At 63.2% G+C, this 26499-nt stretch carries 24 protein-coding genes; 13 read left to right on the top strand and 11 right to left on the bottom strand.

All coding sequences use genetic code 11. The features are described 5' to 3' along the window. Positions 1-17: 17 nt before the first annotated feature. The 7 genes from ABB29_RS05345 (at position 18) to ABB29_RS05315 (ending at position 5955) form a co-directional block, all read left to right on the top strand. On the top strand, positions 18-629 hold the full coding sequence (locus ABB29_RS05345; protein WP_057657585.1) for a cysteine hydrolase family protein: 612 nt from the start codon (positions 18-20) through the stop codon (positions 627-629). A 110-nt stretch (positions 630-739) separates the two neighbouring features. After that, complete coding sequence (locus tag ABB29_RS05340; protein WP_425414731.1) at positions 740-1471, top strand: DUF72 domain-containing protein; 732 nt, start codon at positions 740-742, stop codon at positions 1469-1471. Continuing rightward, on the top strand, positions 1464-2207 hold the full coding sequence (locus ABB29_RS05335; RefSeq protein WP_057657583.1) for a DNA-formamidopyrimidine glycosylase family protein: 744 nt from the start codon (positions 1464-1466) through the stop codon (positions 2205-2207). The genes ABB29_RS05340 and ABB29_RS05335 overlap by 8 nt, the downstream gene beginning before the upstream one ends. A 103-nt stretch (positions 2208-2310) precedes the next feature. Beyond that, positions 2311-2613 carry a hypothetical protein gene (locus ABB29_RS05330; protein ID WP_057657582.1) on the top strand — a complete coding sequence of 101 codons (303 nt, stop codon included), beginning with the start codon at positions 2311-2313 and terminating at the stop codon, positions 2611-2613. A 98-nt stretch (positions 2614-2711) separates the two neighbouring features. Continuing rightward, positions 2712-3554 carry an N-formylglutamate amidohydrolase gene (locus ABB29_RS05325; protein WP_083487513.1) on the top strand — a complete coding sequence of 281 codons (843 nt, stop codon included), beginning with the start codon at positions 2712-2714 and terminating at the stop codon, positions 3552-3554. Next, positions 3551-4744 carry a peptidase MATCAP family protein gene (locus tag ABB29_RS05320; protein ID WP_057657581.1) on the top strand — a complete coding sequence of 398 codons (1194 nt, stop codon included), beginning with the start codon at positions 3551-3553 and terminating at the stop codon, positions 4742-4744. Before ABB29_RS05325 ends, ABB29_RS05320 begins: the two co-directional genes overlap by 4 nt. Beyond that, positions 4741-5955: an ATP-grasp domain-containing protein gene (locus tag ABB29_RS05315; protein WP_211260684.1), complete on the top strand. Its 1215-nt coding sequence runs from the start codon at positions 4741-4743 to the stop codon at positions 5953-5955. The genes ABB29_RS05320 and ABB29_RS05315 overlap by 4 nt, the downstream gene beginning before the upstream one ends. Before the next feature lie 28 nt (positions 5956-5983). On the opposite strand, the gene ABB29_RS05310 is transcribed toward ABB29_RS05315, so the two are convergent. The 9 genes from ABB29_RS05310 to ABB29_RS05270 all read right to left on the bottom strand — a co-directional run bounded on the left by ABB29_RS05310 (position 5984) and on the right by ABB29_RS05270 (position 15658). After that, positions 5984-7324, bottom strand: a complete 1341-nt coding sequence (locus ABB29_RS05310; RefSeq protein ID WP_245622551.1) for a coiled-coil domain-containing protein — start codon at positions 7322-7324, stop codon at positions 5984-5986. Between the two features lie 92 nt (positions 7325-7416). Then, positions 7417-7944, bottom strand: a complete 528-nt coding sequence (locus tag ABB29_RS05305) for a hypothetical protein (RefSeq protein WP_157062512.1) — start codon at positions 7942-7944, stop codon at positions 7417-7419. A gap of 1 nt (position 7945) precedes the next feature. Next, entirely contained in the window at positions 7946-8683 is a 738-nt protein-coding gene (locus ABB29_RS05300; protein ID WP_245622538.1) for a C39 family peptidase, read from the bottom strand. Continuing rightward, complete coding sequence (locus tag ABB29_RS16645; RefSeq protein WP_157062511.1) at positions 8680-9153, bottom strand: hypothetical protein; 474 nt, start codon at positions 9151-9153, stop codon at positions 8680-8682. The genes ABB29_RS05300 and ABB29_RS16645 overlap by 4 nt, the downstream gene beginning before the upstream one ends. A 122-nt stretch (positions 9154-9275) precedes the next feature. Beyond that, positions 9276-10340 (bottom strand): hypothetical protein, encoded by a 1065-nt coding sequence (locus ABB29_RS05290; protein ID WP_211260683.1) that lies wholly within the window; start codon positions 10338-10340, stop codon positions 9276-9278. Between the two features lie 268 nt (positions 10341-10608). Then, a complete protein-coding gene (crcB, locus tag ABB29_RS05285; RefSeq protein WP_057657575.1) occupies positions 10609-11007 on the bottom strand; it encodes a fluoride efflux transporter CrcB in 399 nt (132 codons plus the stop codon). Next, positions 11004-12311: a replication-associated recombination protein A gene (locus ABB29_RS05280; RefSeq protein WP_425414735.1), complete on the bottom strand. Its 1308-nt coding sequence runs from the start codon at positions 12309-12311 to the stop codon at positions 11004-11006. The genes crcB and ABB29_RS05280 overlap by 4 nt, the downstream gene beginning before the upstream one ends. A 236-nt stretch (positions 12312-12547) precedes the next feature. After that, positions 12548-13186: an outer membrane lipoprotein periplasmic chaperone LolA gene (gene lolA / locus ABB29_RS05275; RefSeq protein ID WP_057657772.1), complete on the bottom strand. Its 639-nt coding sequence runs from the start codon at positions 13184-13186 to the stop codon at positions 12548-12550. A gap of 108 nt (positions 13187-13294) precedes the next feature. Then, the gene (locus ABB29_RS05270) at positions 13295-15658 is read right to left on the bottom strand and encodes a DNA translocase FtsK (protein ID WP_057657771.1); all 2364 of its coding nucleotides are present in this window, start codon (positions 15656-15658) and stop codon (positions 13295-13297) included. Between the two features lie 287 nt (positions 15659-15945). Between ABB29_RS05270 and trxB the strand changes: the two genes are divergently transcribed. The 6 genes from trxB (at position 15946) to infA (ending at position 23630) form a co-directional block, all read left to right on the top strand. After that, on the top strand, positions 15946-16899 hold the full coding sequence (gene trxB, locus ABB29_RS05265; RefSeq protein ID WP_057657573.1) for a thioredoxin-disulfide reductase: 954 nt from the start codon (positions 15946-15948) through the stop codon (positions 16897-16899). A gap of 106 nt (positions 16900-17005) precedes the next feature. Beyond that, positions 17006-18274, top strand: coding sequence for a DUF2254 domain-containing protein (locus ABB29_RS05260; protein WP_057657572.1), 1269 nt, complete (start codon positions 17006-17008; stop codon positions 18272-18274). Further along, complete coding sequence (locus ABB29_RS05255; protein ID WP_057657571.1) at positions 18271-19386, top strand: GNAT family N-acetyltransferase; 1116 nt, start codon at positions 18271-18273, stop codon at positions 19384-19386. Before ABB29_RS05260 ends, ABB29_RS05255 begins: the two co-directional genes overlap by 4 nt. Before the next feature lie 173 nt (positions 19387-19559). Beyond that, positions 19560-22403 carry a TonB-dependent receptor domain-containing protein gene (locus ABB29_RS05250; protein WP_057657570.1) on the top strand — a complete coding sequence of 948 codons (2844 nt, stop codon included), beginning with the start codon at positions 19560-19562 and terminating at the stop codon, positions 22401-22403. Positions 22404-22554: 151 nt separating this feature from the next. Beyond that, positions 22555-23325, top strand: a complete 771-nt coding sequence (gene aat / locus ABB29_RS05245; RefSeq protein WP_057657569.1) for a leucyl/phenylalanyl-tRNA--protein transferase — start codon at positions 22555-22557, stop codon at positions 23323-23325. An 86-nt stretch (positions 23326-23411) separates the two neighbouring features. Beyond that, positions 23412-23630, top strand: a complete 219-nt coding sequence (infA, locus tag ABB29_RS05240; protein ID WP_055943174.1) for a translation initiation factor IF-1 — start codon at positions 23412-23414, stop codon at positions 23628-23630. Between the two features lie 95 nt (positions 23631-23725). On the opposite strand, the gene clpA is transcribed toward infA, so the two are convergent. Together clpA and clpS are read right to left on the bottom strand one after the other, a co-directional pair. Next, the gene (gene clpA, locus ABB29_RS05235) at positions 23726-26005 is read right to left on the bottom strand and encodes an ATP-dependent Clp protease ATP-binding subunit ClpA (protein ID WP_057657568.1); all 2280 of its coding nucleotides are present in this window, start codon (positions 26003-26005) and stop codon (positions 23726-23728) included. A gap of 127 nt (positions 26006-26132) precedes the next feature. Next, the gene (gene clpS, locus ABB29_RS05230) at positions 26133-26453 is read right to left on the bottom strand and encodes an ATP-dependent Clp protease adapter ClpS (RefSeq protein ID WP_057657567.1); all 321 of its coding nucleotides are present in this window, start codon (positions 26451-26453) and stop codon (positions 26133-26135) included. Between the last annotated feature and the right edge of the window lie 46 nt (positions 26454-26499).

Raw genomic sequence — 26499 nt, 5'->3', positions numbered from 1 at the left:
CCATTGCCGTTGCCGCCATGAGCGACCGTCACGCCGCCGGGGCATGTGCCCTGCTCATCATCGACATGATGAATCGTTTCGACTTCGAGGGTGGCGAGCGCCTCGGCCGGGCGGCGGTCCCCTGCGCCAGGGTCATTGAGCGACTGCGACGCCGCTTTGACCAGGCCGCCGCACCGGTGATCTATGTCAATGACAACTTCGCCCAGTGGCAGGCTGGTTTCGCTGATCTGGTGGCCGAATGCCGCGCCACACCGGGTCCGCCGGCGACCATCGCTCGTTTGCTGGCGCCGCGGCCGGGCGACTATTACATCCTCAAACCCAAGCATTCGGCGTTTCTGGCCACGCCACTGGCGGTGCTGCTGGCCAAACTGGGCGTGCGGCGGCTGGTACTGACCGGCGTGGCGTTGGACTCGTGTGTGCTGGCCACCGCGCTGGATGCCGACATGCGCGAATATCGGTTGTGGGTGCCTGGCGATGCCGTAGCCGCCATCACCCCGGCACGCAAGCGGCAGGGACTGGCGATGCTGGAAACGACGCTGGCTGCCGACATCCGCGGTATCCGCGCCGTACGCGGCCCGTTTCCGGTCGCGACGCGGTCGCTTCGAAAATCGCACCGGTCATCGTCTTGAAAACCACAACGCTCTTCGCCAGCTGCTAACAATGCGCTGGCAATACTGCTCCCGTGCCCAGCCGAAACCGCCACCCAGCCCCTGTCAGGATCGGATGCGCCGGCTGGTCATTGCCGGGCCGTTACCACGCACTGTTCAATGACGGCGACAGCATGCTGGCGCGCTATGCCACGCGCTTTGATGTGGTGGAAATCAATTCCTCGTTCTATCGGCCGCATCGCCACGCCACCTATGCCAGGTGGGCAGCATCGGTGCCGGCCGGGTTCGCCTTCAGTGCCAAACTGCCACGCACCATCTCGCATGAACTTGGCTTGCGCGGGTGCGCTGATGTGTTGCAGCGCTTCCTGGACCAGGTCGATGGCCTCGGCGACAAGCTCGGCGGCCTGCTGCTGCAGTTGCCGCCCAGCCTGGCCCTGGACATGCGCGTTGCGGCCGGCTTCTTCCGCGTGCTGCGCAACCGCAGTGCGGCTGATCTGGTCTGCGAACCACGCCACCCCAGCTGGTTCAGTGACGCGGCGGCGGCGTTCCTGCAACGCCATGCGGTCAGTCGCGTCATCGCCGACCCGCCGCGCGTCACCGGCGCAGTCGCCCCGCTGGCCGGCACCGCGTGGCCGTACTGGCGCTGGCATGGCTACCCGCGGGTGTACTACAGCGACTATTCGGAAGCTGCCCTGCAACAGCTGGCACAGGCGGCCCGTGCCAGCGCCAGCGCGGCCGGCCGCGCGCCGTGGGTGATCTTCGACAACACCGCACATGGCTTCGCGATCGCCAATGCGGCGCGACTGCAGCAGCTCCTGCTTCAGCAACCCGCTTCCCATCGTCCGCAGCGCCATCATGCCTGAAGGACCCTCACTGATCCTGATGCGGGAGGCCGCCGCCAAATTCCGCGGCAAAACCGTACGCAGCGCGAGCGGCAACAGCAAGCAGGATCTGGCCCGGATGGAAGGCCGGCGGGTGATCGCACTGCGGACCTGGGGCAAGCATTTCCTGATCGAGTTCCGTGGTTTCAGCATGCGCGTGCACATGCTGATGTTCGGTTCGTGGCTGGTCGATGAGGAAAAACCCGCCAGCCCGCGGATGTCGCTGACTTTCGACAATGGCGTGCTCAACGTCTATGCGTCGTCGCTCAAGTACATCGAAGGCCCACTGGAAGACAGCTATGACTGGCGTGGCGACGTCATGAGCGATGCCTGGAATCCGGCGTTGGCGCGCGGGAAGTTGAAGGCACAGCCGCACACGCTGGTCTGCGATGCGTTGCTGGATCAGGACATCTTCGCCGGCGTCGGCAACATCATCAAGAACGAGGTGCTGTTCCGCATTGGCGTGCATCCGGCCAGCGAAGTCGCTGCGTTGCCGCCGCGCAAGCTCGGCCAGATGATAAGCCAGGCGCGCCAGTACAGTTTCGAGTTCCTTGAGTGGAAGCGGCAGTACGTGTTGCGCAGGCACTGGCAGGTACACAACAAGTCGATATGTCCGCTGTGCGGGCGCAAGCTGGTGCGCAGATACCTCGGCATCCGCAACCGCAGGACGTTCTGGTGCGAGCACTGCCAGCCGCCATATCCACCGCCCAGCCGCTAGCGGGCGGGCTTGTCAGTCGCGTTTTCACCTGCTCTTGCCGGGCCTGCGCCTAGCTTCGGTGCGGCGGCACGGCCGCCCTACCCTTCATCAGCAGGAATCTTCCATGGACACACAGGACCTTTCCAACGGTTTCCTCATCCTCGGCAGCATTGCCGCGGTATTCCTTTTCATCCTGGCGATCCTGTGGATCCTGGTGCCGTTTGCGGTATTCGGCATCAAGCCGCTGCTGCGCAGCCTGATTGCCGAGCAACGACGCAACTACGAAATGCTCACCGCCGTGTCGCAGCAATTGCACAACGCGTCCACCACCGTGGTCCGCGAGCGAGCGCTGGTCGAGGACGTGGATGACCGCCGCATCGATCCGCGGGTAGAGCCGCGCTATGTCGATCCACCGCCGCGATACTGACGCTGGCAGACGCTGATCGGGCGGTCGTGAACGCAGCGCGCACGCCGTTGCCGTCTGCGCTCACAGCCGCTTTATATCCGCGATGCGAGCATGGCTGCATGCTTTCCCATACTGATAACGCGCCCCTGTTCAACGTCGGTCCACGACTGCACTGCACGCAAGTACTGCCCGATTGGGATCTGGTCATCGGCCACGGTCCGGTGCTGGTGACCGCCATCCACGACGGCCATGCCATCCGCAACAGCTTGTTGCCGCACCTGGCCATCGACGAGGCTTCGCGGCGACGCGAAGAAGATCCGATGACCGCGGCACTGACCCGCGCCGGCGACGTTCGCCTGGTCGCGCGCCAGTCCCGCTTCCAGGTTGACCTCAACCGGCCGCGGCACAAGTGCATCTCCAGCGATCCCGCCGACACATGGGGGCTGCAGATCTGGAAACCCGGCCTGCCGGGCGCGGAACTGGACGCTTCCATGCGCGAACATGACCAGTTCTATACCCTGGTCCGCGCCCTGATCGATGCGTTGTTGAAGCAATGGGGCAAGGTCCTGCTGGTCGATGTACACAGCTACAACCATCGCCGCGACGGACCGCAGGGGCCGGTGGCGCCCATGCTGGGCAACCCCGATATCGAGCTGGGCGTGACCACCCTGGATCGCACCCGCTGGGGTTCGGTGGCCAAGCGTTTCGCCGACGTGCTGCGCGACCATCCGATCAACGACGCCAAGCCGGATGTCCGCGAAAACATCCGCTTCCCGACTGGCGGCTATTTCCCGGAATGGGTGTATGCGACCTACGGCGACAAGGTCTGCACGATTTCGCCGGAGTACAAGAAGATCTTCATGGATGAGTGGACCGGCAAGCTCGACATCGCGGCACTGGAGCACTGCCGCGACGGCCTCCAGCACGCCATCGATGCGGTTCGCCCGGAGTTCCTGGCATGACGGTGACGCTGCCGGCGCCAAGGCCGCTGCCGGAGATCGCCGCCCATGTCGACAACGAGCTGGCCGCGCTGGACGCACGCATCGACTGGTTGCTGGCGCTGTCGCCCATCCACAACGATCTGCTGTGGCAGTCGTTCGAGGCCAGCGGTCGCAGCGCGATTCCCGAGTTGCATTACCCGGACCTGCCGCTGGATCTGGCCGCGACCCGCGAACGCCTGCATGCACTGCCGGTGCAGGAGGTCGAATCCAGCCTGCTGTCGGCGCTGCTGTCGGAAAAACAGCGCGAGCTGGAACGCCAGCTGGAACTGATACGGCTGCGCGGCAGCCGGGGTTTCATCAATGCCAGCCTGGATCTGTTTGGCGGCGTCGAACCGACGTTGCTGGCGCTGGCGCGGGAGATCATGGAAAGCGTGCCGCCCGGCGCGCCACTGCCAGCCGATGCCGGCATCGACGAAGTGCTGCAGGCGGTCAACGACGAACTCGCCTGGTACCGGCGGATTGCACCGGATCTGGATTGCGAGGTGGTGGTCGATCCCGACCTGGGCTCACTGATGATGGTCTCGCATGGCCGCTTCTACGTCGATGCCAACATCCGCCTGCCACGCGCGCGCATCCAACCGCTGGTGCAACACGAAATCGGCACGCACGTGCTGACCCGCCACAATGGTGGCCGGCAACCCCTCAAGCAGTTGCAGGTTGGCCTGGCCCATTACGACCCGCTGCAGGAGGGCCTGGGCGTGCTGGCCGAATACCTGGCCGGTTATCTGCCGGGCGAACGCCTGCAGGTACTGGCGGCGCGGGTCATTGCCTGCGACATGGCGATCCATGGCAAAGACGTGCCGGAAATATTCGATCTGCTGCACCGGGTCCACGGCATGGCCACCGACGACGCCTTTGACGTAGCGGTGCGCGCCCGCCGTGGCGGCGGCCTGACCAAGGACGCGGTGTATCTGCGCGGCCTGCGCGACCTCATCGACTATCTGCATGAGGATGGCGATCTCGCCGCCTTGTACATCGGCAAGTTCGCACTGACCCATCTGGTGGTGCTGGAACAGCTGATCGAGCAAGGCTGGGCGGTGCCCGCGCAGATGCTGCCACGGTGTCTGTCCGATGCTGCCGCCAGACAACGTCTGCAGGAATGCCGCAGCCGGCCGGTACAACAACTTTTCCACAAGGAACCCTGCGCATGACCGCACGTTCAGACAAGCCATCGACCCGGTCGTCGGCCAGCAAGACCGCTTCCGGCAAGGCATCGCCAGCCAAGCCGTCGACCGCCAGGAGCGCTGGCGGCAAACCGAAAGCGAAGAAGCCGGCAGGCGCGCGTGCCGGCAGCGGCAAATCCAACGGCGCCGCGATCGCGCTGGGCTTCGTCATCAATGACATGGCCACCGAGCAGGACAACTACACCACCATCCGTCTCGCCCGCACTGCGATCGAGCGTGGCCACCAGGTGGTCTTCATCGGCCTCAGTGATTTCATCTACGACGCCGATGGCACCATCCGTGCCCATGCCTTCCTGCCGCGCGACAAGGCCTATGCCAGTGATGCCGAGCTGCTCGCCGACCTGCAGGCAACCGATGCCCAGCGGCAGGCGGTGTCGGTCGATGCGCTCGACGTATTGATGCTGCGCAGCGACCCGGCCGAGGAGATCGAAGACCGGCCATGGGCCCCCAACAGCGCGCTGCTGTTCGCCCAGCTTGCGGTACTCAAGCACGTGATCGTGCTCAACGATCCGGCGCATCTGACCGATGCCTCCAACAAAACCTATTTCCAGCATTTTCCCGAGGAAGTACGCCCGGCCACCTGCATCAGCACCGATGCCGACATCATCAAGGCCTTCATCGCCGAACGCGACGGCTACGGCGTCATCAAGCCGCTGCAGGGCTCCGGCGGCCAGGGTGTGTTCGTGGTGACCCCGGACAGCGGCGGCAATCTCAACCAGATGATCGAGGCCGTCACCCGCGACGGCTATGCCATCGTCCAGGAATACCTGCCCAGGGCCGCCGACGGCGACCTGCGTCTGTTCATGCTCAACGGCCGCGCCTTGCGGGTCGATGGCCAGTACGCCTGCATCCGCCGCTACAACGATGGCGACGACGCACGCAGCAACATCAGCGCCGGCGGCAAGTTCGAGATGGCCAAGCCCGATGCCGACGCCCTGCGCCTGGCCGAGATTGTCGGCCCCAAGCTGTCACGCGACGGCATGTACCTGGCCGGACTGGACATCGTCGGCGACAAGATGATGGAGATCAACGTCGACACGCCCGGCGGCATCACCATGATGGAAGACCTGACCGGGATCGATTTCAGCGGCCTGATCATCTCCGACCTGGAGCGCAAGGTACGCCTGCGCGATCTCTACAACCGCACCCTCAGCAACACCGAGCTGGCAATGATGTAAGCCCGCACGCTGCGGGCTGCGCGGGGCGCTAGAACGTGATCGGCACCCGCGCGGTCACCGTCAGATCGGGGGTGTCGCGGGTCAGCCCGGCCCCCAGCGCCATGTTGAACGACACGTTGTCGTTGAAACGATAGGTGCCGCCCAGCAGCAGGGTGCCCTGGGTGATGCGTGCCGAACCGGGGATGTCCTTGCCGTTCTGTTTGGTGCGGTCGATGATGCTCTGGTCGTAGCCCATGCTGATCGAAGCTTTTTCGTTCAGCGCCAGGCCCAGGCCGAGATTGAAGCCGATGATGTCGCCGGCTTCGATGTCACCGATGTTTTCCTCCGCGCCCAGCAGCAGGGTGCGGGTGACATTGCTGCGCTTGAAGTTGTGCAGATAGCTCAGGCTGCCGAAGAACACCACCGGGTCGGATGGAAACAACCAGGTCACTCCCGGCTGGATCGCCTCGAAGCCACTGCCGGTCGGTGACTCCAGCGGCAGACCGGTGCCGGTGGTGTTGGCCACGCAGCGGGTCACGCAATCGGTCACCACTTCGAACGGATCGCGGCCGGTGCGGCTCTTGTAACGCAGCCAGCCGATGTAGAACGGCTTGTCCGGCCCGCCCTGGTTGATCTGGTAGCGCGCGGTCATCTCGACATCGCCAACGCCGCTGCCATTGACGTTGAACACCCGGTCCTGGGCCGAACCCGTGAATACTTCGCGGCTGATGGTGTCGGTGTTGACGTAGACGTAGGGCAGCTTCAATTCCAGTTCGAAACGCTTGCCGACACCGTAGCGGGTGGTCAGGGTCGATACCCCGGTGGTGGTCTTGACCTGGCGCACGTCGATCAGCCCGATAAGGATCGCCGGGATCACCGTGTAGCCGACCAGCGCCACCCGATCATTGGCGTAGTAGCCGTATTGCAGCGATGGCTCGAGCACGAATTTGCCGGGCGGTGTCAGCACCCCGGGCTGATCGAAGATCTGCGCCACTTCCGGCGGCCGGCTGTCCGATTCCGGTGCCTGCCCCACCCGTTGCCGGGGCACCTCCGCATTGGGCTCGGGCGCTTGCTGCTGGGCAACCGCCGCGGGCGCCGGCGTGGCCGCGCCGACCGTCGCCGACGGCGCGTAGCCGACACCCTGCGACAACGACGGCAGCAACACCGGCGCGGGCGCGCCTCGGGCGCGGGCGCTGGCCAGGATTTCCTCGTTGAGGCTCTGCTGCAGCTGCGCCAGTCCGGCTTCCTGTTCCTGCAGCGATTGCCGCATCTGCGCCAGCTTGCTGGTCTGCTCGTTGATCTGGCGCTGCAGTTCATTCAGCCGCGCGTCCTCGCCGCCGGCCTGTTGCGCCATCGCCGGCGGCACCGCCAACAGCCCCAACGCAACCATCCCGGCCAAGGGGGCGGTCCAGCACATCGACGTCCTTTTCATCCGGGTCACCTGCTCAGCTGGGAAGGAGATTTGACTGCTTGATGGACCTGCTACGGCGACACACTGCCGGCCAACGCATCACTGATGAGATTGCTGAAATTGATCGCCTGCAGGGTGGCCACGCTGTCGACCGCCACATCGATGCGGGTCAGCGTGGTGATGGTCTGGTTGTCCAGGGTGTTCTGGACCACCAGAGCACCGGCCATCTGCGCCGGCATCACCACATTGCCCTCGCCTATCTGTACAACGCGGCCACGGTTGAAATCGGCCACCTGTGCCGCCTGCTCCGGCGTGATGGCAGCGATGTCGGGGATGTTGAGCACGGTGTTGGCGACCAGGTCGCCGTTGACGTAGACCGCGCGTTCGATGCCGAACGACACGTTCAGTCCCGATGGCATTTCGAAGCCACCGCGCATCTGCTCCAGTTCAGCCGGGTCCACTGGCTGCCATTCGCCGCCGAGGAACGAATCCCCATCGCCAGATGACGCGGACTGCGCCCACGCCGGCGCCGCCAGCAGGGCCAGCGCAGCCGTGCCCATCAGTCCGCCAGATCGCATCAATCGAGTCGTGATGTCCATTTCAGATATCCCCGGGGCCACGTCGCGGCAACGTCGAGTTGCGCAGGCCATCGCGCTGGATGCCGACGTCGATCGGTGCCGGCGGCGCCGTGCGCCAGTCCTGTTCCTGGTTGAACAATGCCCGCTGGCGCTGGTTGTGGACCACGAACAGTACGCGGTTGTCCCACAGCGCTTCAAACCGCGAGCGCGGCATCGCCCGGGTGCCGCGTGCCGGGTCACCGAGCAGCACCCGTTGCCCGCGCAGGCCCTTGATCACCACGAAATGGCGGTAACCGCGATCATTGAGCAGCACGATCGCCGGCACTCCCTGGTCGGCCAGCTTGTCCAGCGGCAGTTCGAAACCATCGGCGCGGAAGCCGAGGGTTTCCAGATAGCGGCGCATGTCCAGTAACGAAAATCCTTCCTGCCGGATCTTGCGCTGGTCGCCGTTGCGGTACATCTGCATGAAAACATCCGCCTCGCTGACCGGATGGCCGTACTGGTAGGTCAGCAGCGTGGCGGTGGCGGCCGAGCCACAACTGAAATCGTACTGCTGGGCCACAGTGGTCTTGAACCGCGCTTCTTTCAGGCTGGTCACGCGCAATGCGTAGTTGGCACCTCCCGGCGCCCTGACCTGCAGATCCGCTGCCGCAGCCAGACCGCTGGCCAGCCACAGGCCTGCCGCCAGCAACGCCAACCCCGGCCGCCGGCCAGCGTTGGCGCGGCGGCCAACGGCAAGGTTTGCCGCGGGCGAGTTCACGGCACCGGCGCCGTGAACTGCACGTTGAGCGCCATCCCGTTCTGGATCAGCACGTTGCTGCCGGTGTTCTGGATGACGGTGGAAATACCGCTGGCCTGGTTGAAGCCGTTGTCGATCAGATTGGAACCGCTGAAGACGCCCTCAGCGGTATTGCCGCTGACGTCGCCATCCACGACGACGATGCTCTCGCTGCTGTCGGTACCGCCGCGAAGATTCCGCAATCTTTGGGCGCCGACCGCCGGCCCAAGCTCGTCGATGGCGGTTGCCGGCGATCCCAGCCAGGTCGCCGTTGCCGTCTGCGGTGGAGGTGGCGCTGACGCGACGTCTCCAGCGATTCCGTTAGGGTCCGCCGCCGGCAGCGGTGCTGGCTGTGACGCCGTCTGCGCGGCCGCGGCAAGAATCTGGGTGGAACACAACAGCGCGCCCAGCAGCCACCACGGCATGCGGCGCGATAATGATTGGCGATGCATGGTTGAACTCCTTTGCCATGCGTCCGCATACCGCCCAGCGCAACCGCCCCCCTGTTCGGATCACGCTGACCGGTGAATGCAACCGGCAGCCGAGGCCACCGGTTGCCTCGCGGACCCCGGTCTTATGGACCGACGGTGAGGTTGGCCTGCACGGTCAGGCCCTGCTGGATCAACGAAGCCGCGCCACTGTTCTGCGCTGCGACGAAGATGCCCGCGGCCGCCTGGCCGGCGCTGCCCATGCTGTTGGACATGTCGAACATGCCCGCATCGTTGGCCACCGAACCACCTGCGCCGCCAGTGCCACCTGCACCACCGGAACCTGCGCCGCCACTGGCCGCGCCACCATCGCCACCGGCACCATTGCCGCCGGCGCCGCCGGTGCTGGCCACGTTGCCGTTGCTGCCTGCGGTCGCCGAAGCGTCGCCACTGGTCGCGGTCGAGGCGCCAGCCGATCCGCCCGCACCCGAGCCAGTGCCACTGCCGCTGCCGGTGCCGTCACCGGTGCTGCCACCGGCACCGCCATCACCCGCGGTATTGGTATCGTTGCCCAGCCCGAGCAGGCCACTGCCGGCACTGCCGGAGTCGCCGCCATTGGAACCATTGCCGCTGGCTCCAGCGCCCCAGCCCGCGCCCGCACCGTCGCCACCGCCGGCCAGACTGGCCGCGCCGGCGTCGCCGCTGCCGGCACCGGCGTCACCGCCGCTGCCACCAACACTCAAGGCTGTGCCACCGTCTCCGCCGGTACCACCATCCCCATCGCCGCCCAGGGCAATACCGCCCAGGCCAGCACCGCCGTCACCGGCGCTGCCACCGCCGGCACCGCCGACATTGGCTGCGACATTGCCGACGCCACTGACGCTGAGGCCGGAAACGCTGCCGTTGAGCGTGGTTTCGGCGACTGCGTTACTGGTGTTGAAGGAATCGGCGAAGCTCGAGGAAGCGGTGCCACCATTGTTGGCCGCTGCCGTGCCCATGCCACCGCTGGCCGCGCCACCGCCGTAGTTGCCGTCCTGGGTGCTGCTGTCCGTGTTGGTGCTGTTGTCCGAATTGTCGCTGTTGTCGTCCAGAGCCACGGCGATTTGCAGGGCATCGCCGGAATTGTCATTGGTCGCCTGTGCGAATGCCTGACCGGTCAAGCCCAGCCCTACCAGCACCGCAGTAGCAATAAGCGTCTTACGAATGCACATGGTGTTCTCCTTGATCGCCGTCCCCAGCGCCCAGGGGAGGCACTGTTCGAAACGACGCGCGTCACGTTTGCACGTAAAACGTTATGAACGCCGTGGTATTAGGTTAAATAATCGTTATGAAATATGCCGCTCGTCTGCAATAGTGCGACAAGTGTCACAGTCGGTCGCTACGCAGGCGCGAACGACCGCTCATCGGCAGAGCCGTGAACGTGCAAGGTGAACAGGGAGATGGCACGCCGCCGGCCCAGCCGCGCCGAGCCGCAAGTGCTTACAGAGGCCGCAGCATCGTCGCCAGGCGTGCACCCAGCCAGACCAGCGCCAACCCGGCCATCATGCTGGCCCCGAGATACAGCAGCATGGCCCCGCCGCGCTCGCTGCGGCTGAAGATCAGGCACTCGACCATCAGCGCCGAGAATGTGGTCAGTGCGCCGAGCATGCCGACCATCAGGAATGCCCGCCAATACAGTGCCGATGGGCCGCGTGCTTGCAGCCACACGACCAGGAAACCGGCGGCGAATGCGCCGATCAGGTTGGCCGTCAGCGTGCCCCACGGAAAGGCATTGCCGGCGTGCCGCAGCATCAACCCACCGAGCCAGAAGCGACCGGCTGCGCCCAGCGCGCCGCCAGCCATGACCAACAACAATTGCTGCCACCAGATCGAGATCATCGTTTGCCTTTGTGGTTGCCGGACCTGGCCTGCTCACGTGCCGCACGCAGGCGGTCCAGCTTTTCCTTCAGTTTGATTTCCATGCCGCGTTCGACCGGCTGGTAATACACCCGCTCGCCCATCGCATCGGGAAACGCAGTCTGGTCGAGGGCAATGCCGCCCTCCGCATCATGATCGTATTGATAGCCAGTGCCATAACCGAGCTGCTTCATCAGCTTGGTCGGCGCGTTGCGCAGATGCATCGGCACCTCCTGGGTGCCATGTTCGCGAACGTCGCGCTTGGCCTGGTTGAAGGCGGCGTAACCGGCATTGGATTTGGCGGTGCTGGCCAGGTACAGCACCAGTTGCGCGAACGCCAGCTCACCTTCCGGGCTGCCCAGACGGTCGTAGATGTTCCAGGCTTCCAGCGCCATCTGCTGCGCACGCGGATCGGCCAGGCCAATGTCTTCAATCGCCATCCGGGTCAGCCGTCGCGCCAGGTAGGCACGATCACAGCCACCGTCGAGCATCCGCGTCAGCCAGTACAGCGCGGCATCGGGATTGGAACTGCGCACTGACTTGTGCAGCGCCGAGATCTGGTCGTAGAACTGCTCGCCCCCCTTGTCGAAACGACGAGTACGATCAGCCAATACCTGCAGCAGCGACTGCGCGGTGATTTCACCATCATCAGTGCTGGCCAGCTCGGCGGCGATTTCCAGCAGGGTCAAAGCCCGTCGCACATCGCCATCGGCGGCACTGGCGATTTCATGCAACGCCTCATCGCTGACACGGATGCCCTGCCCGCCCAGTCCGCGCTCTTGATCCTGCAAGGCCCGCTGCAATGCCTGCACGATGTCATCGGCCGAGACCGGTTCCAGCACATGCACGCGACAACGCGACAGCAGTGCCGAATTGAGCTCAAACGAGGGATTTTCGGTGGTGGCACCGACAAAAATAATCGTGCCGCGCTCGATATGCGGCAGGAAGGCATCCTGCTGGGCCTTGTTGAAGCGGTGCACTTCGTCGACGAACAACACCGTCTTGCGGCCACCACTGAAACGCTGCGCGGCTTCGGCCAGCACCTGGCGGACTTCCGGCAGCCCGGACAACACCGCTGAAATCGCCTTGAATTCGGCATCGGCGTACTGCGCCAGCAACAATGCCAGGGTGGTCTTGCCGCAGCCTGGTGGCCCCCACAGGATCATCGAATGGACATGCCCGGCTTCGACCGCCTTGCGCAGCGCCGAGCCCTCGGCCAGCAGCCGGCGCTGGCCGACCATTTCATCCAGTCTGCGCGGGCGCATGCGCTCGGCCAGCGGACGCATGCTGTCGCGATCCACGCTGAGCAGATCGCCGGTTTCGGCAAGGGGATTGCGAGTCTTGGCCACGCTCGATTCTAACGTGGCTGGACACAGCCGGGCGAGCTTCCATCACCCGGACGATTCAACTCAAGCCCCTGTGTTCGCAGCAGAACACCGTGCAGGCAGTCGTGACGACGGACAGCGGTTGCGGTTGGCTGCTGCGCCGCCGTCAATCGCCTGCGCAGCAAGTCCGGCGGCGCTTACTCGTCGCCGACCACGTCCACGCCCTTGCCCGGGGTGTAGTTGAAGGTGCCACGGGCAAAGGCCGGGTTGCGCTGCCAGTTGTTGAACTGGACCACGGTGCGCTGGCCAACCACGTCCACCACCTCCATCTGCGCCAGGCTGTTGCCCTTGAAGCCCAACCGCGCGCTATGGAAGTTGGCCATGCCTTCGTCCTTGGGCTCCAGCGTCATCCACTCCAGGCCCTTGGCCGCGGGTTCCTCGATGACATGGAACTGGCGCGCCAGCGCGCCCGGATCCAGCAACGCGGCCAGTGGCGTGTTCTGCTCTTCACTGCCCTGGTCGCGTACGGTGACCTGCTGCAGGTCGGGGTCATACAACCAGACCTTCTTGCCATCGGCAACGATCAGCTGCGGGAAGGGCTTGGCGTATTCCCAGCGGAACTGGTTCGGCACCGCCAGCGCGACGCGGCCGCTGGAGGTTTCCTTGAGCTTGCCACCACCGTCGAACACCTGCTGGGTGAACTGGCCATCGAGCCCTTTCAAACCCTGGGTGAAGGCCTTGAGATCATCATTGGCGCCGGCCTGCGCGTGGCTGGCGACAAGGCTGCCGGCGAGCAGGCCGGAGGTGACGACGGCGAGACGGACGATGCGAAGCATGGGCGGTTCCAGATCGAAAGTGGTTTGAGTGTGCAAGCGCGCAAATGAACGCTCGCCGAGAAACAGGACCATCGGCGGCAGCCTGTTCAGCTTGCCGCGTGGCTGGCATCAATCACGCGGTGGCGGGGGCGCCAGTACCTGGCGATCGCCGTTGTGTTCCGGTGGCGTGACCACGCCGGCGGCTTCCATCGCCTCGACCAGGCGCGCGGCGCGGTTGTAGCCAATCTTCAGCCGCCGCTGGACGCCGGAAATCGAGGCGCGCCGGCTTTCGGTGACCACCCGTACCGCATCGTCATACAACGGGTCGCTTTCATCGCCACCACTGCTGGTTTCCGGCAGCCCGGTCGGCCCGACCACCACGCCGTCGCCCATGGTCTGCACTTCTTCCAGCACGCCTTCGATGTACTCCGGCTTGCCGCTGGCCTTGAGCTGTTCGACCACCCGGTGCACCTCATCATCGCTGACAAAGGCACCGTGGATGCGGTCCGGCATCGCCGTACCCGGCGGCAGGTACAGCATGTCACCGTTGCCGAGCAGGGTTTCGGCACCGGACTGATCGAGGATGGTGCGCGAGTCGATCTTGCTGGAAACCTGGAACGCGACGCGGGTCGGGATGTTGGCTTTGATCAGACCGGTGATGACATCGACCGACGGACGCTGGGTGGCCAGGATCAAATGGATGCCGGCAGCACGTGCCTTCTGCGCCAGCCGCGCGATCAGTTCTTCGACCTTCTTGCCGACGATCATCATCATGTCGGCGAATTCGTCGATGAAGATGACGATGAACGGCAGCGGCTCCAGTGGCCGCGGTGCTTCACCCAGTTCGGCATTGGGCTTGAACAACGGATCCATCAGCGGCTGGCCGGCGTCCTGCGCGTCCTTGACCTTCTTGTTGAAGCCGGCCAGGTTGCGCACGCCGACCGCGCTCATCAGCTTGTAGCGGCGCTCCATTTCAGCCACGCACCAGCGCAGGCCGTTGGCGGCTTCCTTCATGTCGGTGACTACCGGCGCCAGCAGGTGCGGAATGTCCTGGTAGACCGACAGTTCCAGCATCTTGGGGTCGATCATCAGCATCCGCAGATCCTGCGGGGTGGCCTTGTACAGCAGGCTCAGCACCATCGCATTGACCGCCACCGACTTGCCCGAGCCGGTGGTACCGGCGACCAGCAGATGCGGCATCCGCGCCAGGTCGGCCACGGTCGGCCGGCCACCGATATCCTTGCCCAGCGCCAGCGTCAGCACGCTGTTGGACTTGTCGTATTCCTTCGAGCGCAGCAGCTCGGACAGGTAGATCATCTCGCGGCTGGTGTTGGGGATTTCCAGCCCGACCACCGACTTGCCAGGAATCACGTCGACCACGCGCACCGACTTGACGCTCAGGCCGCGGGCGATGTCCTTGTCCAGCGAGCTGATCTGGCTGACCTTGACCCCCGGCGCCGGTTCCATCTCGAAACGGGTGATGACCGGCCCCGGATAGGCGCCGACCACCTGTACGTCGATACGGAAGTCCTTGAGCTTGAATTCGATCTGCCGCGACAGGGTTTCCAGGGTTTCCTCGGAATAGCCCTTGGTCTGCGGCTTGGGATCATCCAGCAGCGACAACGGCGGCAGCCCCGAGCCATCGCCACCGGTGCCATGGAACAACGGGATCTGCTGCTCGCGCTTGGCGCGTTCGCTTTTTTCGATGATCGGCGCGGCCGGTGGCTCGATCCGCACCGGCTCACGGCTGGCGCGCTGGACCGCGTCGACCTTGCGCACTTCCTCGCGCTCCTCGCGCATGGCCCGGGTCTGTTGCCAGTCATTGGCCTGCTTGGAACCCTTGCGGAACCACTCAGGGATCTTCAGCACCCAGCCACCGACCCGCTCCATCACCGCGAACCACGACAGGCCGGTGGCCAGGGTCACCGAAACCAGGAACAACGCCAACAGGAACAGATTGCCACCGAGCTCGCCAAAGCCACGCAGCAGCGATTTGCCGACCAGGGTGCCAAGGATGCCGCCCGGGCCGGCCGAGAAACTGGCTGCCGACACCCCGCGCACATACAGCAGGCCGGACGCTGAAATCAGGAAACCGACCATGCCGACCAGGCGCAGCGCCGGACCGAGATCGGGTTCTCCATCGCCATCGCTGTCCATGCCGAACAACGCCACCCAGGCGATCGCGCCGAGGATGACCGGCAATACGAACGCCACATAGCCGCACAGATACAGCAGCATGTCCGACAGGTAGGCGCCGACCCGGCCACCCCAGTTATGGATCGGTGCGGTCAGGCTGCCCGACTGCGACCAGCTTGGGTCATCGGGCGAAAACGACAGCAGGCTGGCGAACAGGTACAGCAGTACCGGCGCAATCACAATCAATGCGAGGTCGCGCCACAGCCGTTGCCGGCGCGGATTGGGCGGCGTCGATGTCCTGCGTGCGGAGGATTTCCCCGATTTGCTCTTGGCGTTCTCTGGAGCCAGTTTTGCCACCTTCAACCAGACCTTAAAAAAATGTCATTAGTTATTGATAGTAAACGAAATGACAGCAAATATCAGCCATCGTCCGGTTCCCCGTGCCGCTGCCGGCTCCGCGCGCCACACAGAAAAAAAGCCGCGCGGAGGCGGACTGCGGGAACAACGGTCTGGCCCGTGGCTGCATCAACGCATTCCATTCACGTGCCTTGATCCTGCCCGGCGCCGAGGCCACTCTATGGGACTGCGTGACGGGCCCGGACGACCGGCTCGCACCGCCTTCCCACCCATTTTCGCGAGTATACATGAGCACTTCGAAGCACTGCCGCCTGTTGATCCTTGGCTCCGGCCCCGCTGGCTGGACCGCGGCGGTCTACGCCGCCCGCGCCAATCTGAAGCCGGTCGTGGTGACCGGACTGCAGCAGGGCGGACAGTTGATGACCACCACCGAAGTCGACAACTGGCCCGGCGATGCCCACGGTCTGATGGGTCCGGATCTGATGGCGCGGATGCAGGCCCATGCCGAGCGCTTCGAGACCGAGACCATCTTCGATCACATCCATACCGCCGACCTGTCCCGGCGTCCGTTCCGGCTGACCGGTGACAACGGCGAGTACACCGCCGATGCCCTGATCATCGCCACCGGCGCCACCGCCCGTTACCTGGGACTGCCGTCGGAAGAGGCCTTCAAGGGCCGTGGCGTCTCTGCCTGCGCCACCTGCGACGGCTTCTTCTACCGCGATCAGGACGTGGCCGTGGTCGGCGGCGGCAACACCGCGGTCGAGGAAGCATTGTACCTGTCCAACATCGCCCGCAAGGTCTATCTGGTCCATCGCCGTGACAGCCTGCGCTGCGAGAAGATCATGCTCGGCAAGCTGGACGCCAAGATCGCCGCCGGCAAGATCGAGATGGTCTGGAATCACACCGTCGACGAAGTGCTGGGCAATGACGCCGGGGTGACCGGCCTGCGGGTCAAGTCGACCCTGGACGAAAGCACCCGCGAGCTGACCGTACACGGCTTCTTCGTCGCCATCGGCCACACCCCCAACACCAGCCTGTTCGAAGGCCAGCTGGCGATGAACAACGGCTACCTGACCATCAGGAGCGGTCTCGACGGTGGCGCCACCGAAACCACCATCCCCGGCGTGTTCGCCGCCGGTGACGTCGCCGACCAGCATTACCGGCAGGCGATCACCTCGGCCGGTTTCGGCTGCATGGCGGCGCTGGATGCGGAACGTTACCTCGACGCTGAAGGCTGAACCGGGCCACGTCAGCGGATTGGCATGACCGTGCAGCATCACTGCCTGCACGGTCGGCCAACGGCGATGCGCTAAGCTGCCCTGCCCGGGCCAGGACAGCGAGGCAATGATTTCAAACTGGAAACTGGTCGCCCTGCGGCTGACCCGCAGGATGTGGTTCCGCGCCACGGTCTACTGCGCACTGGGCGTCATTACCGCGCTGGTCGGCGCATTCGCCAAGCAGGCGATTCCTTCCGGACTGGCCGGCAGCATCGGTGCCGGTTCGGTCGGCAACATCCTCAGCATCCTGGCGGCGTCGATGCTGGCCGTCACCACGTTTTCGCTGTCGACGATGGTGGCCGCCTACGGCGCGGCGTCCAGCGGGGCAACACCGCGTGCAGCCAAACTGTTGATCGAGGACACCAGCGCGCAAGGCGCCCTGGCGACCTTCATCGGCGCCTTCCTGTTTTCCATCGTCGGCCTGATTGCGCTCAGCACCGGGCTGTACGGCGACAGCGGCCGGGTCATCCTGTTGGCGGCGACGGTGCTGGTCATCGTCCTGATCACGGTAACCCTGCTGCGCTGGATCGAGCAGTTGTCGCGCTTCGGCCGCATCGCCGAAACCATCGGCCTGGCCGAGAACGCGACCCGTGCAGCGATGCGCTCCCGCGCCCAGTCGCCGTGGCTGGGCGGTGCCGCCGCCATCGGGCTGCCAGGCGACGGCGTCGCCATCGAAGCGTCCCGGGTCGGTTACGTTGACTACCTGGACATGCATGAACTGCACGAAATCAGCGAAGAGGCCGACGTCGATCTGCATGTCGTCGCGGTGCCCGGTACTTTCGCCTCGCCCGACCAGCCGCTGGTGGTGGCCAGCGGCACGCTGGACGAGCACGCCAGCGAGCGGGTCCGCTCGGCATTTAAGCTGGCCGATTCACGCAGCTTCGAAAGCGATCCGCGCTACGGCCTGATCGTGTTGACCGAGATCGCGCAGCGGGCGCTGTCGCCGGCGATCAACGACCCCGGTACCTGCATCGGCATCATCGGCAGCGTGGTCCGCCTGCTGGTGCAGTGGTCGCAGCGGATGGCCGAGCAGGAGCCGCCGGAAGTCCGCTACCCGCGGGTATACATCCCAGCGTTGCGCGAGGACGACATGTTCGCGGACGTGTTCCCGAAGATCGCGCGTGACGGCGCCGGCATGCTGGAAGTCGCCATCCGCCTGCAGAAGGCATTCGCGGCATTGGCTGAAACCGGCTACGCACCCAGTGTGAAGGCGGCGCGGGAGCAGGCACGGCTGGCGTTGGCGCGCAGCCTGCAGGCGCTGGATTTCGAGCCGGATCGGCAAGCGTTGCGCGCCGTCGCCGAACAGGTAAACGGCATCACCACGCCAGCGTCATGACCGGGCTACGTGTGCTGGCGGATCTATCCGCTGTGCCGGCAGCGCAATGGGACGCGCTGCATGAAGGGCAGCCGTTCGTTTCGCATGCGTTCCTGTCCGGGCTGGAAAACTGTGGCTGCCTTCGCCCGGACTGGGGCTGGACGCCCCAGCATCTGACCCTGTGGCAAGACGGGCAATTGCTGGCCGCCGCCCCCGGTTACCTGAAAACAAATTCCCACGGCGAGTTCGTGTTCGATCATGCCTGGGCACATGCCTATGCCCAGCACGGCATGGATTACTTCCCGAAGTGGCTGTGCGCGGTGCCCTACTCGCCGGTCACCGGCCCGCGCCTGCTGGCCCCTGACCCGGCGCACAGGGCGCTGCTGCTGCGGGCCATCGTCGCGCATGGCCAGCAACTGGGCCTGTCGTCAGCGCATATCAACTTCCATCGCGAGGGCGAGCTTGGCACGGTCAGCGACGACTGGCTGCCCCGCCACGACCTGCAGTATCACTGGCGCAATCTGCAGGGCTGGGTGGATTTCGATGATTTTCTCGCCGGCATGGATCACAAGCACCGCAAGAACATCCGCCAGGAGCGGCAAAAGGTAACCAGAGCTGGCGTGAGCTTCCGCGTCGTCCACGGCGACCAGGCAGCTGCCGGGGACATCGCCGCCATGCACGGCTTCTACCTGCAGACATTCGCCGAATACGGCAATTCACCCGCGCTGACCCTGCCGTTCTTCCAGCACCTGGCAAACCAGCTCGGTCGCCAGTTGGTGATGTTCCTGGCGATGGACGACGGTCACGCGATTGCCGGCGCGCTGTGTCTGCGCGATGACACCACCCTGTACGGTCGCTACTGGGGCAGCGAAGTCACCCTCGCCGGCCTCCATTTTGAGACGTGTTACTACCAGGGCATCGAATACTGCCTGCGCGAAAATCTCGTTTCATTCGAGCCCGGCGCCCAGGGCGAGCATAAAATCGCCCGTGGATTCCTGCCGACATTGGTCCGCAGCCATCACTGGATTGCGGACCCGATGTTCCGGAACGCCCTGAAAACATGGTGTTCGCAGGAATCAGACTTGCAGTTGCAACGCATGCAGGTGTTGGCCAACAACTCTCCCTTCAAATAATCCACGCCACCTCATATTGAGAGCGGAAAAACATTAACGCGAAAAGTTAATCGCTCACATTTTTATTCTCGCTTCAGGTTGGCTAGGCTCGGACCACGCCCAGCATTTAACGGACTTCCACGTCCGCTGTGCGCACCACATTCCGGCTGCAAGCCATCAGGGAGAGAGAAGCAATGCGTTACAGGAATCATCCACTGCGGGACGCCGTCGTCCTCGCATTGATCGCGTCCACTGGCAGCCTGGCCGCCGAACAGGCCCAGGCCCAAAGCGCCACCGACCTGGACACCGTCGTCGTCACCGGCACCCGCATCAAGAGCCAGACGATGACCGCGTCTAGCCCGGTCACCGAGATCAGTGCCGAGGAGTTCGAGAAAGTCGGCGCCACGACAGTCGAGGAACTGGTCAACCAGTATCCGCAGCTGACCTTGTCGAACGACAACTTTGAGAACAATGGTTCGACTGGCTACTCCACGGTAAGCCTGCGTGACCTCGGTGCCTTACGCACGTTGACCTTGGTCAATGGCCGCCGGTTACCGCCGGGAACCACCAGCGAGGTTCCTGATATCAGCATAGTGCCCCCAGCTGCGCTTAAGCGGACTGACGTGCTGACTGGCGGTGCATCCGCGGTCTATGGCGCCGATGCGGTTGCCGGCGTAGTCAATTTTGTACTTGACGATGAATTCCAGGGTGTCAAAGCCAATTTCGGCTATTCCACCTACCGGCATGACAACAGCAATGGCTATATCCAATCGCTGATGGATGACGCTGGCTATTCCTACCCGACTGGCAAGGACAGCTCCGGCGGGACCACCAAGAACATTGATCTGGTGGTAGGTGGTGATATTGGCGACCGTGGCCATATGCTGTCATGGCTGACTTGGCGTGAGAATGATGCGTTGCTGCAGGGAGATCGTGATTACTCTTCCTGCGCGCTTAACAATGCAGGGACCGCTTGTGGTGGGTCAGGTACTGCACCTGACCCTAACTTTATTGTCCTGCCGTATGCAGGCATGCCCAACACGATCAACGCCCATCAGAACGCTGACGGCAGTTGGGAACGTGGTTTTGGCGGCTTCTACAATTACGCTCCCATCAACTACTACCAGCGCCCGGACACTCGCCTGACGGCGGGGAGCCATATCAAGTACGAGGTCAATGATCACTTCAAGCCGTATCTGGAGGCTATGTTCCTGAATCGCGACAGCGGTACCCAGATTGCAGAATCCGGGACGTTCTTCAATAGCGTCGATGTGCGCTGTGATGATGCAATCATCGGCTCATTCTGCAATGATCTGGGCATTGATACTGACGATCTTACCGTCCTGGTCGGCAAGCGGAATGTTGAAGGTGGACCTCGCTTCACCCAGAACAACACCACCACCTATAACCTCGTTACTGGCGCCGAAGGTGAAATAAGCGATTATTGGACTTATGACGCTTCATTTCAGTTCGCACGCAATGAAGAAAATACGACCGGACGCAATGACTTCTTGAGTGATCGCATTCAGTCTGCTGTTCTGCAGTGTCCGCCTGGCAGCTTTGCTGGTTGCCTGCCGTACAATGTATGGGTCCCGAACGGTGTCACTCCCGAAGCGGCGGCGGCACTGGCGGGTGTCAGCCATGTAAACACGACCACCTATCTGAAGGCATTCAATGGCTTTGTCAGTGGTGACCTTGGTTTTGGGCTACCATCAGCCAAAGGCGATACCATCAAGCTGGTCGCTGGTTACGAATGGCGTGAAAACACCTACAAAGTATCGGCTGACGCCAATAGCGTAGCAGGAAACTTCGCTGGTGCAGGCGGCAAAACAAATGAAACCACTGGCAGTGTAAGTGTAAGTGAAGTGTTCATGGAAGCCTCAATACCACTCATTACTGACGTAGGCGTGTTGAGCAATCTTGGCGCGGAACTTGGTTATCGCAACTCTGATTACAGCACGTCCGGGCGTGTAAATACTTTCAAGGCGGGTCTTGGCGCCGATTTTGCTGATGGCAAATACCGGATTCGCACCGGCTGGAATCGGGCTATCCGTGCACCTACGATCACCGACTTGTTCCTGCAGCAATCAGTTCAACTATTCAATGGCGAAGACAGATGCGCCGGTCCAACGCCCAAGTTTTCACCAGAACAATGCGCCAACACAGGCGTCAGCGCTGCTCAGTACGGCAATATCACACCCAGCCCAGCCGGGCAGTACAACCAATTCGTTGGGGGTAACCCTGACCTGAAACCAGAGGAGGCAGAGACCTTTACGTTCGGCGTTGCGGCAACGCCAATCAGAAATCTCGATCTGAGTATCGACTATTACGATATCAAGGTAGAGAAACAGATCGGCTCAATCGGAGCCAATGTCATTCTCAATGGCTGTGCCACCACGGGCAATCCGATACTTTGCAATTTCGTTAGGCGCGATGCGGCTACCGGAGATCTGTGGACCGGCCAAGATGAAGACGCAGGCCAGATAAGCAATCTAAGAGGAAATAATGGGGTTTTGACTGCTCGCGGCATTGATCTGATTGGTCGTTATGCTTTTGATCTTGGCGCAGGCAGAATGAGCGCCTCACTTAATGGCAACTATGTTCTTGAACAAGGCCAAGAGCCCTTTCCAGCTCTGCCCGAGTTGAACTATGACTGCGCGGGAAAGATCAATACGTCTTGCCAGCTGCCCGAGTGGCGTCACATTGCCAATATTGGCTATTCAATCGGACGCTATAATTTCAATCTGCGCTGGCGATACATTGGCGAACTCGACTATGAAAATACCGATGGAACCACTGTTGATCTGACAGACACAATCGTGAGCGACAATGGCAATAAAATTGACGCTTACAATTATTTCGATCTTTCCGCATCCGCACGACTGGGCGACCACATTGACTGGACCATCGGTGTAAACAATATCGCCGACAAAGAACCGCCGTTAGTCGGTAATACGCTGGCGACCAATGGCAATTCTCCTGGCGGTTACGATCAGGCAGGACGTTTTGTCTTTACCAATGTGAGCTTCCGCTTCTGAATACCATAACGTCGGCGTGAAAACGGCGGGCTTCGGCCCGCCGTTTGCTTGTGGGTTTGGCTAGGACAGGGGTCATTGCCGGTACTGCGGGTACTTGCAACGGCCTGCGGCAGGTTCTTATATCCTGTGCTCCCGTTATCGTTCTTCGCCAATGTCACCGCCCTCCCGCCCATTCCCGCTGCCCTCTTCTGCCGACGCGCCCTTCCCCTCCGCGGCGTTGGCGCTGGACGATCCCGATGGCTTGCTGGCCATCGGCGGTGATTTGTCGCCGCAACGTCTGCTCAATGCCTACCGCCACGGAATCTTTCCCTGGTATTCGCAGGGCCAGCCAATCCTGTGGTGGTCGCCGGATCCGCGGATGGTGTTCCTGACCGACCAGGTGCGATTGTCTTCGCGCATGCGCCGCACGCTTCGTGGAAGTGCCTGGCGGGTCACTGCGGACACTGCTTTCGAGCAGGTCATCGCCGGCTGCGCGATGGCACCGCGACCCGGCCAGGACGGGACCTGGATTACCTCGGCCATGCAGCAGGCGTACCTGCGCCTGCACCAGTTGGGACACGCGCACTCGGTGGAGGTGTTCGACGGCGCCCGCCTGGTCGGTGGCATCTATGGCGTTGCGGTGGGGCGGATGTTCTTTGGCGAAAGCATGTTCAGTGCCGCGTCCGGGGCGTCCAAAGTAGCGCTGGCAGCGCTGGCGCTGCGCCTGCATGAATGGGGTTGGCCGTTGCTGGACGCGCAGGTGGAAAACCCGCATCTGCTATCACTGGGCGCGGTCCGTTGGCCGCGCAGCCGGTTCCTGCAGGTGGTGAAGCAACAGGCCGCACTGCCAGAGCCAGCGAGGGCCTGGACGCGGCGCTTCGGGATGCTGCCGGCCTCGGATCTGGCGCAGGCCGGAGCGGCCGGCGCCAGGCGCGAGTGTTAACACGATTTTTGCAATCAGGCCATCGCTGGCGTACAATACCCGGCTTTATGGCCTTGGCCATTACCCGCTGCAACCAACAGGTCTACATGTCGAAAGACGACTCCATTGAATTCGAAGGCACCGTTGCCGAGACGCTGCCCAACACCATGTTCCGGGTCAAGCTGGAGAACGGGCACGAAATCATCGCCCACATCTCCGGTCGCATGCGCAAGAACTACATCCGCATCCTCACCGGCGACAAGGTCAAGGTCGAAATGACCCCCTATGATTTGACCAAGGGTCGAATCACCTATCGCATGAAATAATTGCGGCAAGTGTTTGAAAAATAAAGCGGCCATTGGCCGCTTTATTTTTTCTGGTCCTGCGCGGCAGCCATCGGGCCGCCGCGCTTCGGACATGCTCAGACCGTCGCCGGCAACAGCTTTTCCGGTTCGGCCTGGGCATCGACCACCAGCTCCCCATCCTTGACGTCGATGCTGACCCGGCCGCCATCGACCAGTTTGCCGAACAGCAACTCGTCGGCCAGCGGACGCTTGACCTTGTCCTGGATGACCCGTGCCATCGGCCGCGCGCCCATCAACGGGTCGAAGCCATGCTGGGCCAGCCAATCGCGGGCTGCCGGGGTCGCCGACAGGCTGACGTGCTTTTCCTGCAGCAGCATTTCCAGCTCGATCAGGAACTTGTCCACCACCCGCAGGATGTGCTCGAAGCCAAGCCCCTGGAACTGGACGATCGCATCCAGCCGGTTGCGGAACTCGGGGGTGAAGCTCTTGCGCAGCACCTCCATTGCATCGGTCGAGTGATCCTGCTGGGTGAATCCAATCGTCCGCCGCGATGCCTGGGCGGCACCGGCGTTGGTGGTCATCACCAGGATGACATTCTTGAAATTGGCCTCACGGCCGTTGGTATCGGTCAGCACGCCGCGGTCCATGACCTGCAGCAGGATGTTGAAGATGTCCGGATGGGCCTTTTCCACCTCGTCCAGCAACAACACGCAATGCGGGGTCTTGACGATCTTCTCGGTCAGCAGGCCACCCTGGTCAAAGCCGACGTAGCCCGGGGGGGCGCCAATCAGGCGACTGACCGAGTGCGGCTCCATGTACTCGCTCATGTCGAAGCGCACCAGCTCGATGCCCAGCTGCAACGCCAGCTGCTTGGTGACCTCGGTCTTGCCGACACCGGTCGGGCCGGTGAACAGGAAATTGCCAATCGGCTTTTCCGGATTGCCCAGTCCCGAGCGCGCCAGCTTGATCGCCGACGACAGCGTCTCGATGGCCGGGTCCTGGCCGAAGATCACCATTTTCAGGTTGCGCTCCAGATGCTGCAGCACGTCCTTGTCGGACGAGGACACCTGTTTGGCCGGGATACGCGCCATCTTGGCCACGATGGTCTCGATTTCCTCGATGTCGATCAGCTCCTTGCGCTGTTCCTGCGGCAACAGCCGCTGGCGCGCACCGGCCTCGTCGATCACGTCGATGGCCTTGTCCGGCAGCAGCCGGTCGCCAATATGCTTGACCGACAGGTCCACCGCCGCCTGCAGTGCCTCATCGGCATAGGTGACGTTGTGGTGCGCTTCGTATTTCGGCTTCAGCCCCTGCAGGATCTCGAAGGTCTCGCCGACGGTGGGTTCGACGATGTCGATCTTCTGGAAGCGACGCGCCAGCGCACGGTCTTTTTCGAAAATGCCGCGGTATTCCTGAAAGGTGGTCGAGCCGATGCAACGCAGGTCGCCCGATGCCAGCGCCGGCTTGATCAGGTTGCTGGCATCCATGGTCCCGCCGCTGGCCGAACCGGCGCCGATGATGGTGTGGATTTCATCGATGAACAGGATCGCGCCCGGCAGCTTCTTGATCGCGGTCAACACGCCTTTCAGGCGCTTTTCGAAGTCGCCACGATACTTGGTGCCAGCCACCAGCGCGCCCAGATCCAGCGAATAGATGGTCGCGTCCAGCAGCACCTCGGGGACGTCGCCGTCGACGATGCGCTTGGCCAGGCCCTCGGCCAGCGCGGTCTTGCCAACCCCGGCCTCGCCCACGTACAGGGGGTTGTTCTTGCGCCGGCGGCACAGCACCTGGATGGTCCGCTCGATTTCGTCGCCGCGACCGACCAGCGGGTCGATCCGGCCTTGCTGGGCCATGTCATTGAGGTTGCTGGCAAACTCGTTGAGTGCGTCGCCCTTGCCTTCTCCTTCGGCCGCTTCGGCCCGGCCTTCGCCATCGGCCGCGGGATGGCCTTCACCATCCTCGCCCTGCTTGGCGATGCCATGCGACAGATAGTTGACGATATCCAGCCGGGTCACGTCCTGCTGGGTCAGGAAATACACCGCGTGCGAGTCCTTTTCGCCAAAGATGGCGACCAGCACGTTGGCGCCGGTGACTTCCTTCTTGCCGGACGATTGCACGTGGTAGACCGCGCGCTGCAGCACGCGCTGGAAGCCCAGCGTGGGCTGGGTGTCGCGGCCATCATCCTCGGCCAGTTTCGACACCGAGGCGTCGATGGCCTGTTCCAGGTCCGCCTGCAACTTGGGTGAATCGGCGCTGCATGCTTTGAGCACGGCCTGCGCCGAGGGATTTTCCAGCAGCGCCAGCAGCAGGTGTTCGACGGTCATGAATTCATGCCGGGCTTCACGTGCGCGCTTGTAGCACTGGCCGATGGTTTGCTCGAGATCTTTGCTGAACATGTGTGCCTCCGGGGCCTATGCCAACAATATGCGGGCTGGATGGGGTATTTCCATCTCCCGGATGGATTTCAGTGTTCAGCAATCGTTGTCTTGTGATTGCCCCTTGCCGGGTCCATGACTGCCCTGCTCAGGACTTCTCCATGGTGCACAACAACGGGTGCTGGTTGATCCGGGAGAACTCGTTGACTTGCGCCACCTTGGATTCAGCCACTTCGCGAGTGAAGACGCCGCAAACGCCGCGGCCCCGCGTGTGCACGTGAAGCATCACCTGGGTGGCTTTCTCGATGTCCATCGCAAAGAACTGCTGCAGTACCACCACCACGAAATCCATCGGGGTGTAGTCGTCGTTGAGCAGCAGCACTTGGTACAGCGGCGGCGGCGCCACCTCGGGCTTGCTGGTTTCGACCATGACGCCATGGTCGCGTTCGTTTTCGTGGGAATGGGGCATGCTGTCAATTATACGGATTGGACGCGCTGGCCGGCTGCCCGCACAA

The sequence above is a fragment of the Pseudoxanthomonas dokdonensis genome (genome assembly GCF_001431405.1).
Taxonomy (GTDB): Bacteria; Pseudomonadota; Gammaproteobacteria; order Xanthomonadales; family Xanthomonadaceae; genus Pseudoxanthomonas_A; species Pseudoxanthomonas_A dokdonensis.
This window is presented reverse-complemented; position numbering and strand designations above follow the sequence as displayed.

Coding starts and splice junctions, on each gene's coding strand:
- ABB29_RS05345 (WP_057657585.1), top strand. CDS start 18: ATGAGCGACCGTCACGCCGCCGGGGCATGTGCCCTGCTCATCATCGAC.
- aat (WP_057657569.1), top strand. CDS start 22,555: ATGTCACCGCCCTCCCGCCCATTCCCGCTGCCCTCTTCTGCCGACGCG.
- ABB29_RS05290 (WP_211260683.1), bottom strand. CDS start 10,340: ATGTGCATTCGTAAGACGCTTATTGCTACTGCGGTGCTGGTAGGGCTG.
- ABB29_RS05335 (WP_057657583.1), top strand. CDS start 1,464: ATGCCTGAAGGACCCTCACTGATCCTGATGCGGGAGGCCGCCGCCAAA.
- ABB29_RS05310 (WP_245622551.1), bottom strand. CDS start 7,324: ATGGTTGCGTTGGGGCTGTTGGCGGTGCCGCCGGCGATGGCGCAACAG.
- ABB29_RS05315 (WP_211260684.1), top strand. CDS start 4,741: ATGACCGCACGTTCAGACAAGCCATCGACCCGGTCGTCGGCCAGCAAG.
- ABB29_RS05325 (WP_083487513.1), top strand. CDS start 2,712: ATGCTTTCCCATACTGATAACGCGCCCCTGTTCAACGTCGGTCCACGA.
- lolA (WP_057657772.1), bottom strand. CDS start 13,186: ATGCTTCGCATCGTCCGTCTCGCCGTCGTCACCTCCGGCCTGCTCGCC.
- ABB29_RS05280 (WP_425414735.1), bottom strand. CDS start 12,311: ATGCGTCCGCTGGCCGAGCGCATGCGCCCGCGCAGACTGGATGAAATG.
- ABB29_RS05250 (WP_057657570.1), top strand. CDS start 19,560: ATGCGTTACAGGAATCATCCACTGCGGGACGCCGTCGTCCTCGCATTG.
- clpS (WP_057657567.1), bottom strand. CDS start 26,453: ATGCCCCATTCCCACGAAAACGAACGCGACCATGGCGTCATGGTCGAA.
- ABB29_RS05260 (WP_057657572.1), top strand. CDS start 17,006: ATGATTTCAAACTGGAAACTGGTCGCCCTGCGGCTGACCCGCAGGATG.
- crcB (WP_057657575.1), bottom strand. CDS start 11,007: ATGATCTCGATCTGGTGGCAGCAATTGTTGTTGGTCATGGCTGGCGGC.
- ABB29_RS05255 (WP_057657571.1), top strand. CDS start 18,271: ATGACCGGGCTACGTGTGCTGGCGGATCTATCCGCTGTGCCGGCAGCG.
- ABB29_RS16645 (WP_157062511.1), bottom strand. CDS start 9,153: ATGCATCGCCAATCATTATCGCGCCGCATGCCGTGGTGGCTGCTGGGC.
- trxB (WP_057657573.1), top strand. CDS start 15,946: ATGAGCACTTCGAAGCACTGCCGCCTGTTGATCCTTGGCTCCGGCCCC.
- infA (WP_055943174.1), top strand. CDS start 23,412: ATGTCGAAAGACGACTCCATTGAATTCGAAGGCACCGTTGCCGAGACG.
- ABB29_RS05320 (WP_057657581.1), top strand. CDS start 3,551: ATGACGGTGACGCTGCCGGCGCCAAGGCCGCTGCCGGAGATCGCCGCC.
- ABB29_RS05330 (WP_057657582.1), top strand. CDS start 2,311: ATGGACACACAGGACCTTTCCAACGGTTTCCTCATCCTCGGCAGCATT.
- clpA (WP_057657568.1), bottom strand. CDS start 26,005: ATGTTCAGCAAAGATCTCGAGCAAACCATCGGCCAGTGCTACAAGCGC.
- ABB29_RS05305 (WP_157062512.1), bottom strand. CDS start 7,944: ATGGACATCACGACTCGATTGATGCGATCTGGCGGACTGATGGGCACG.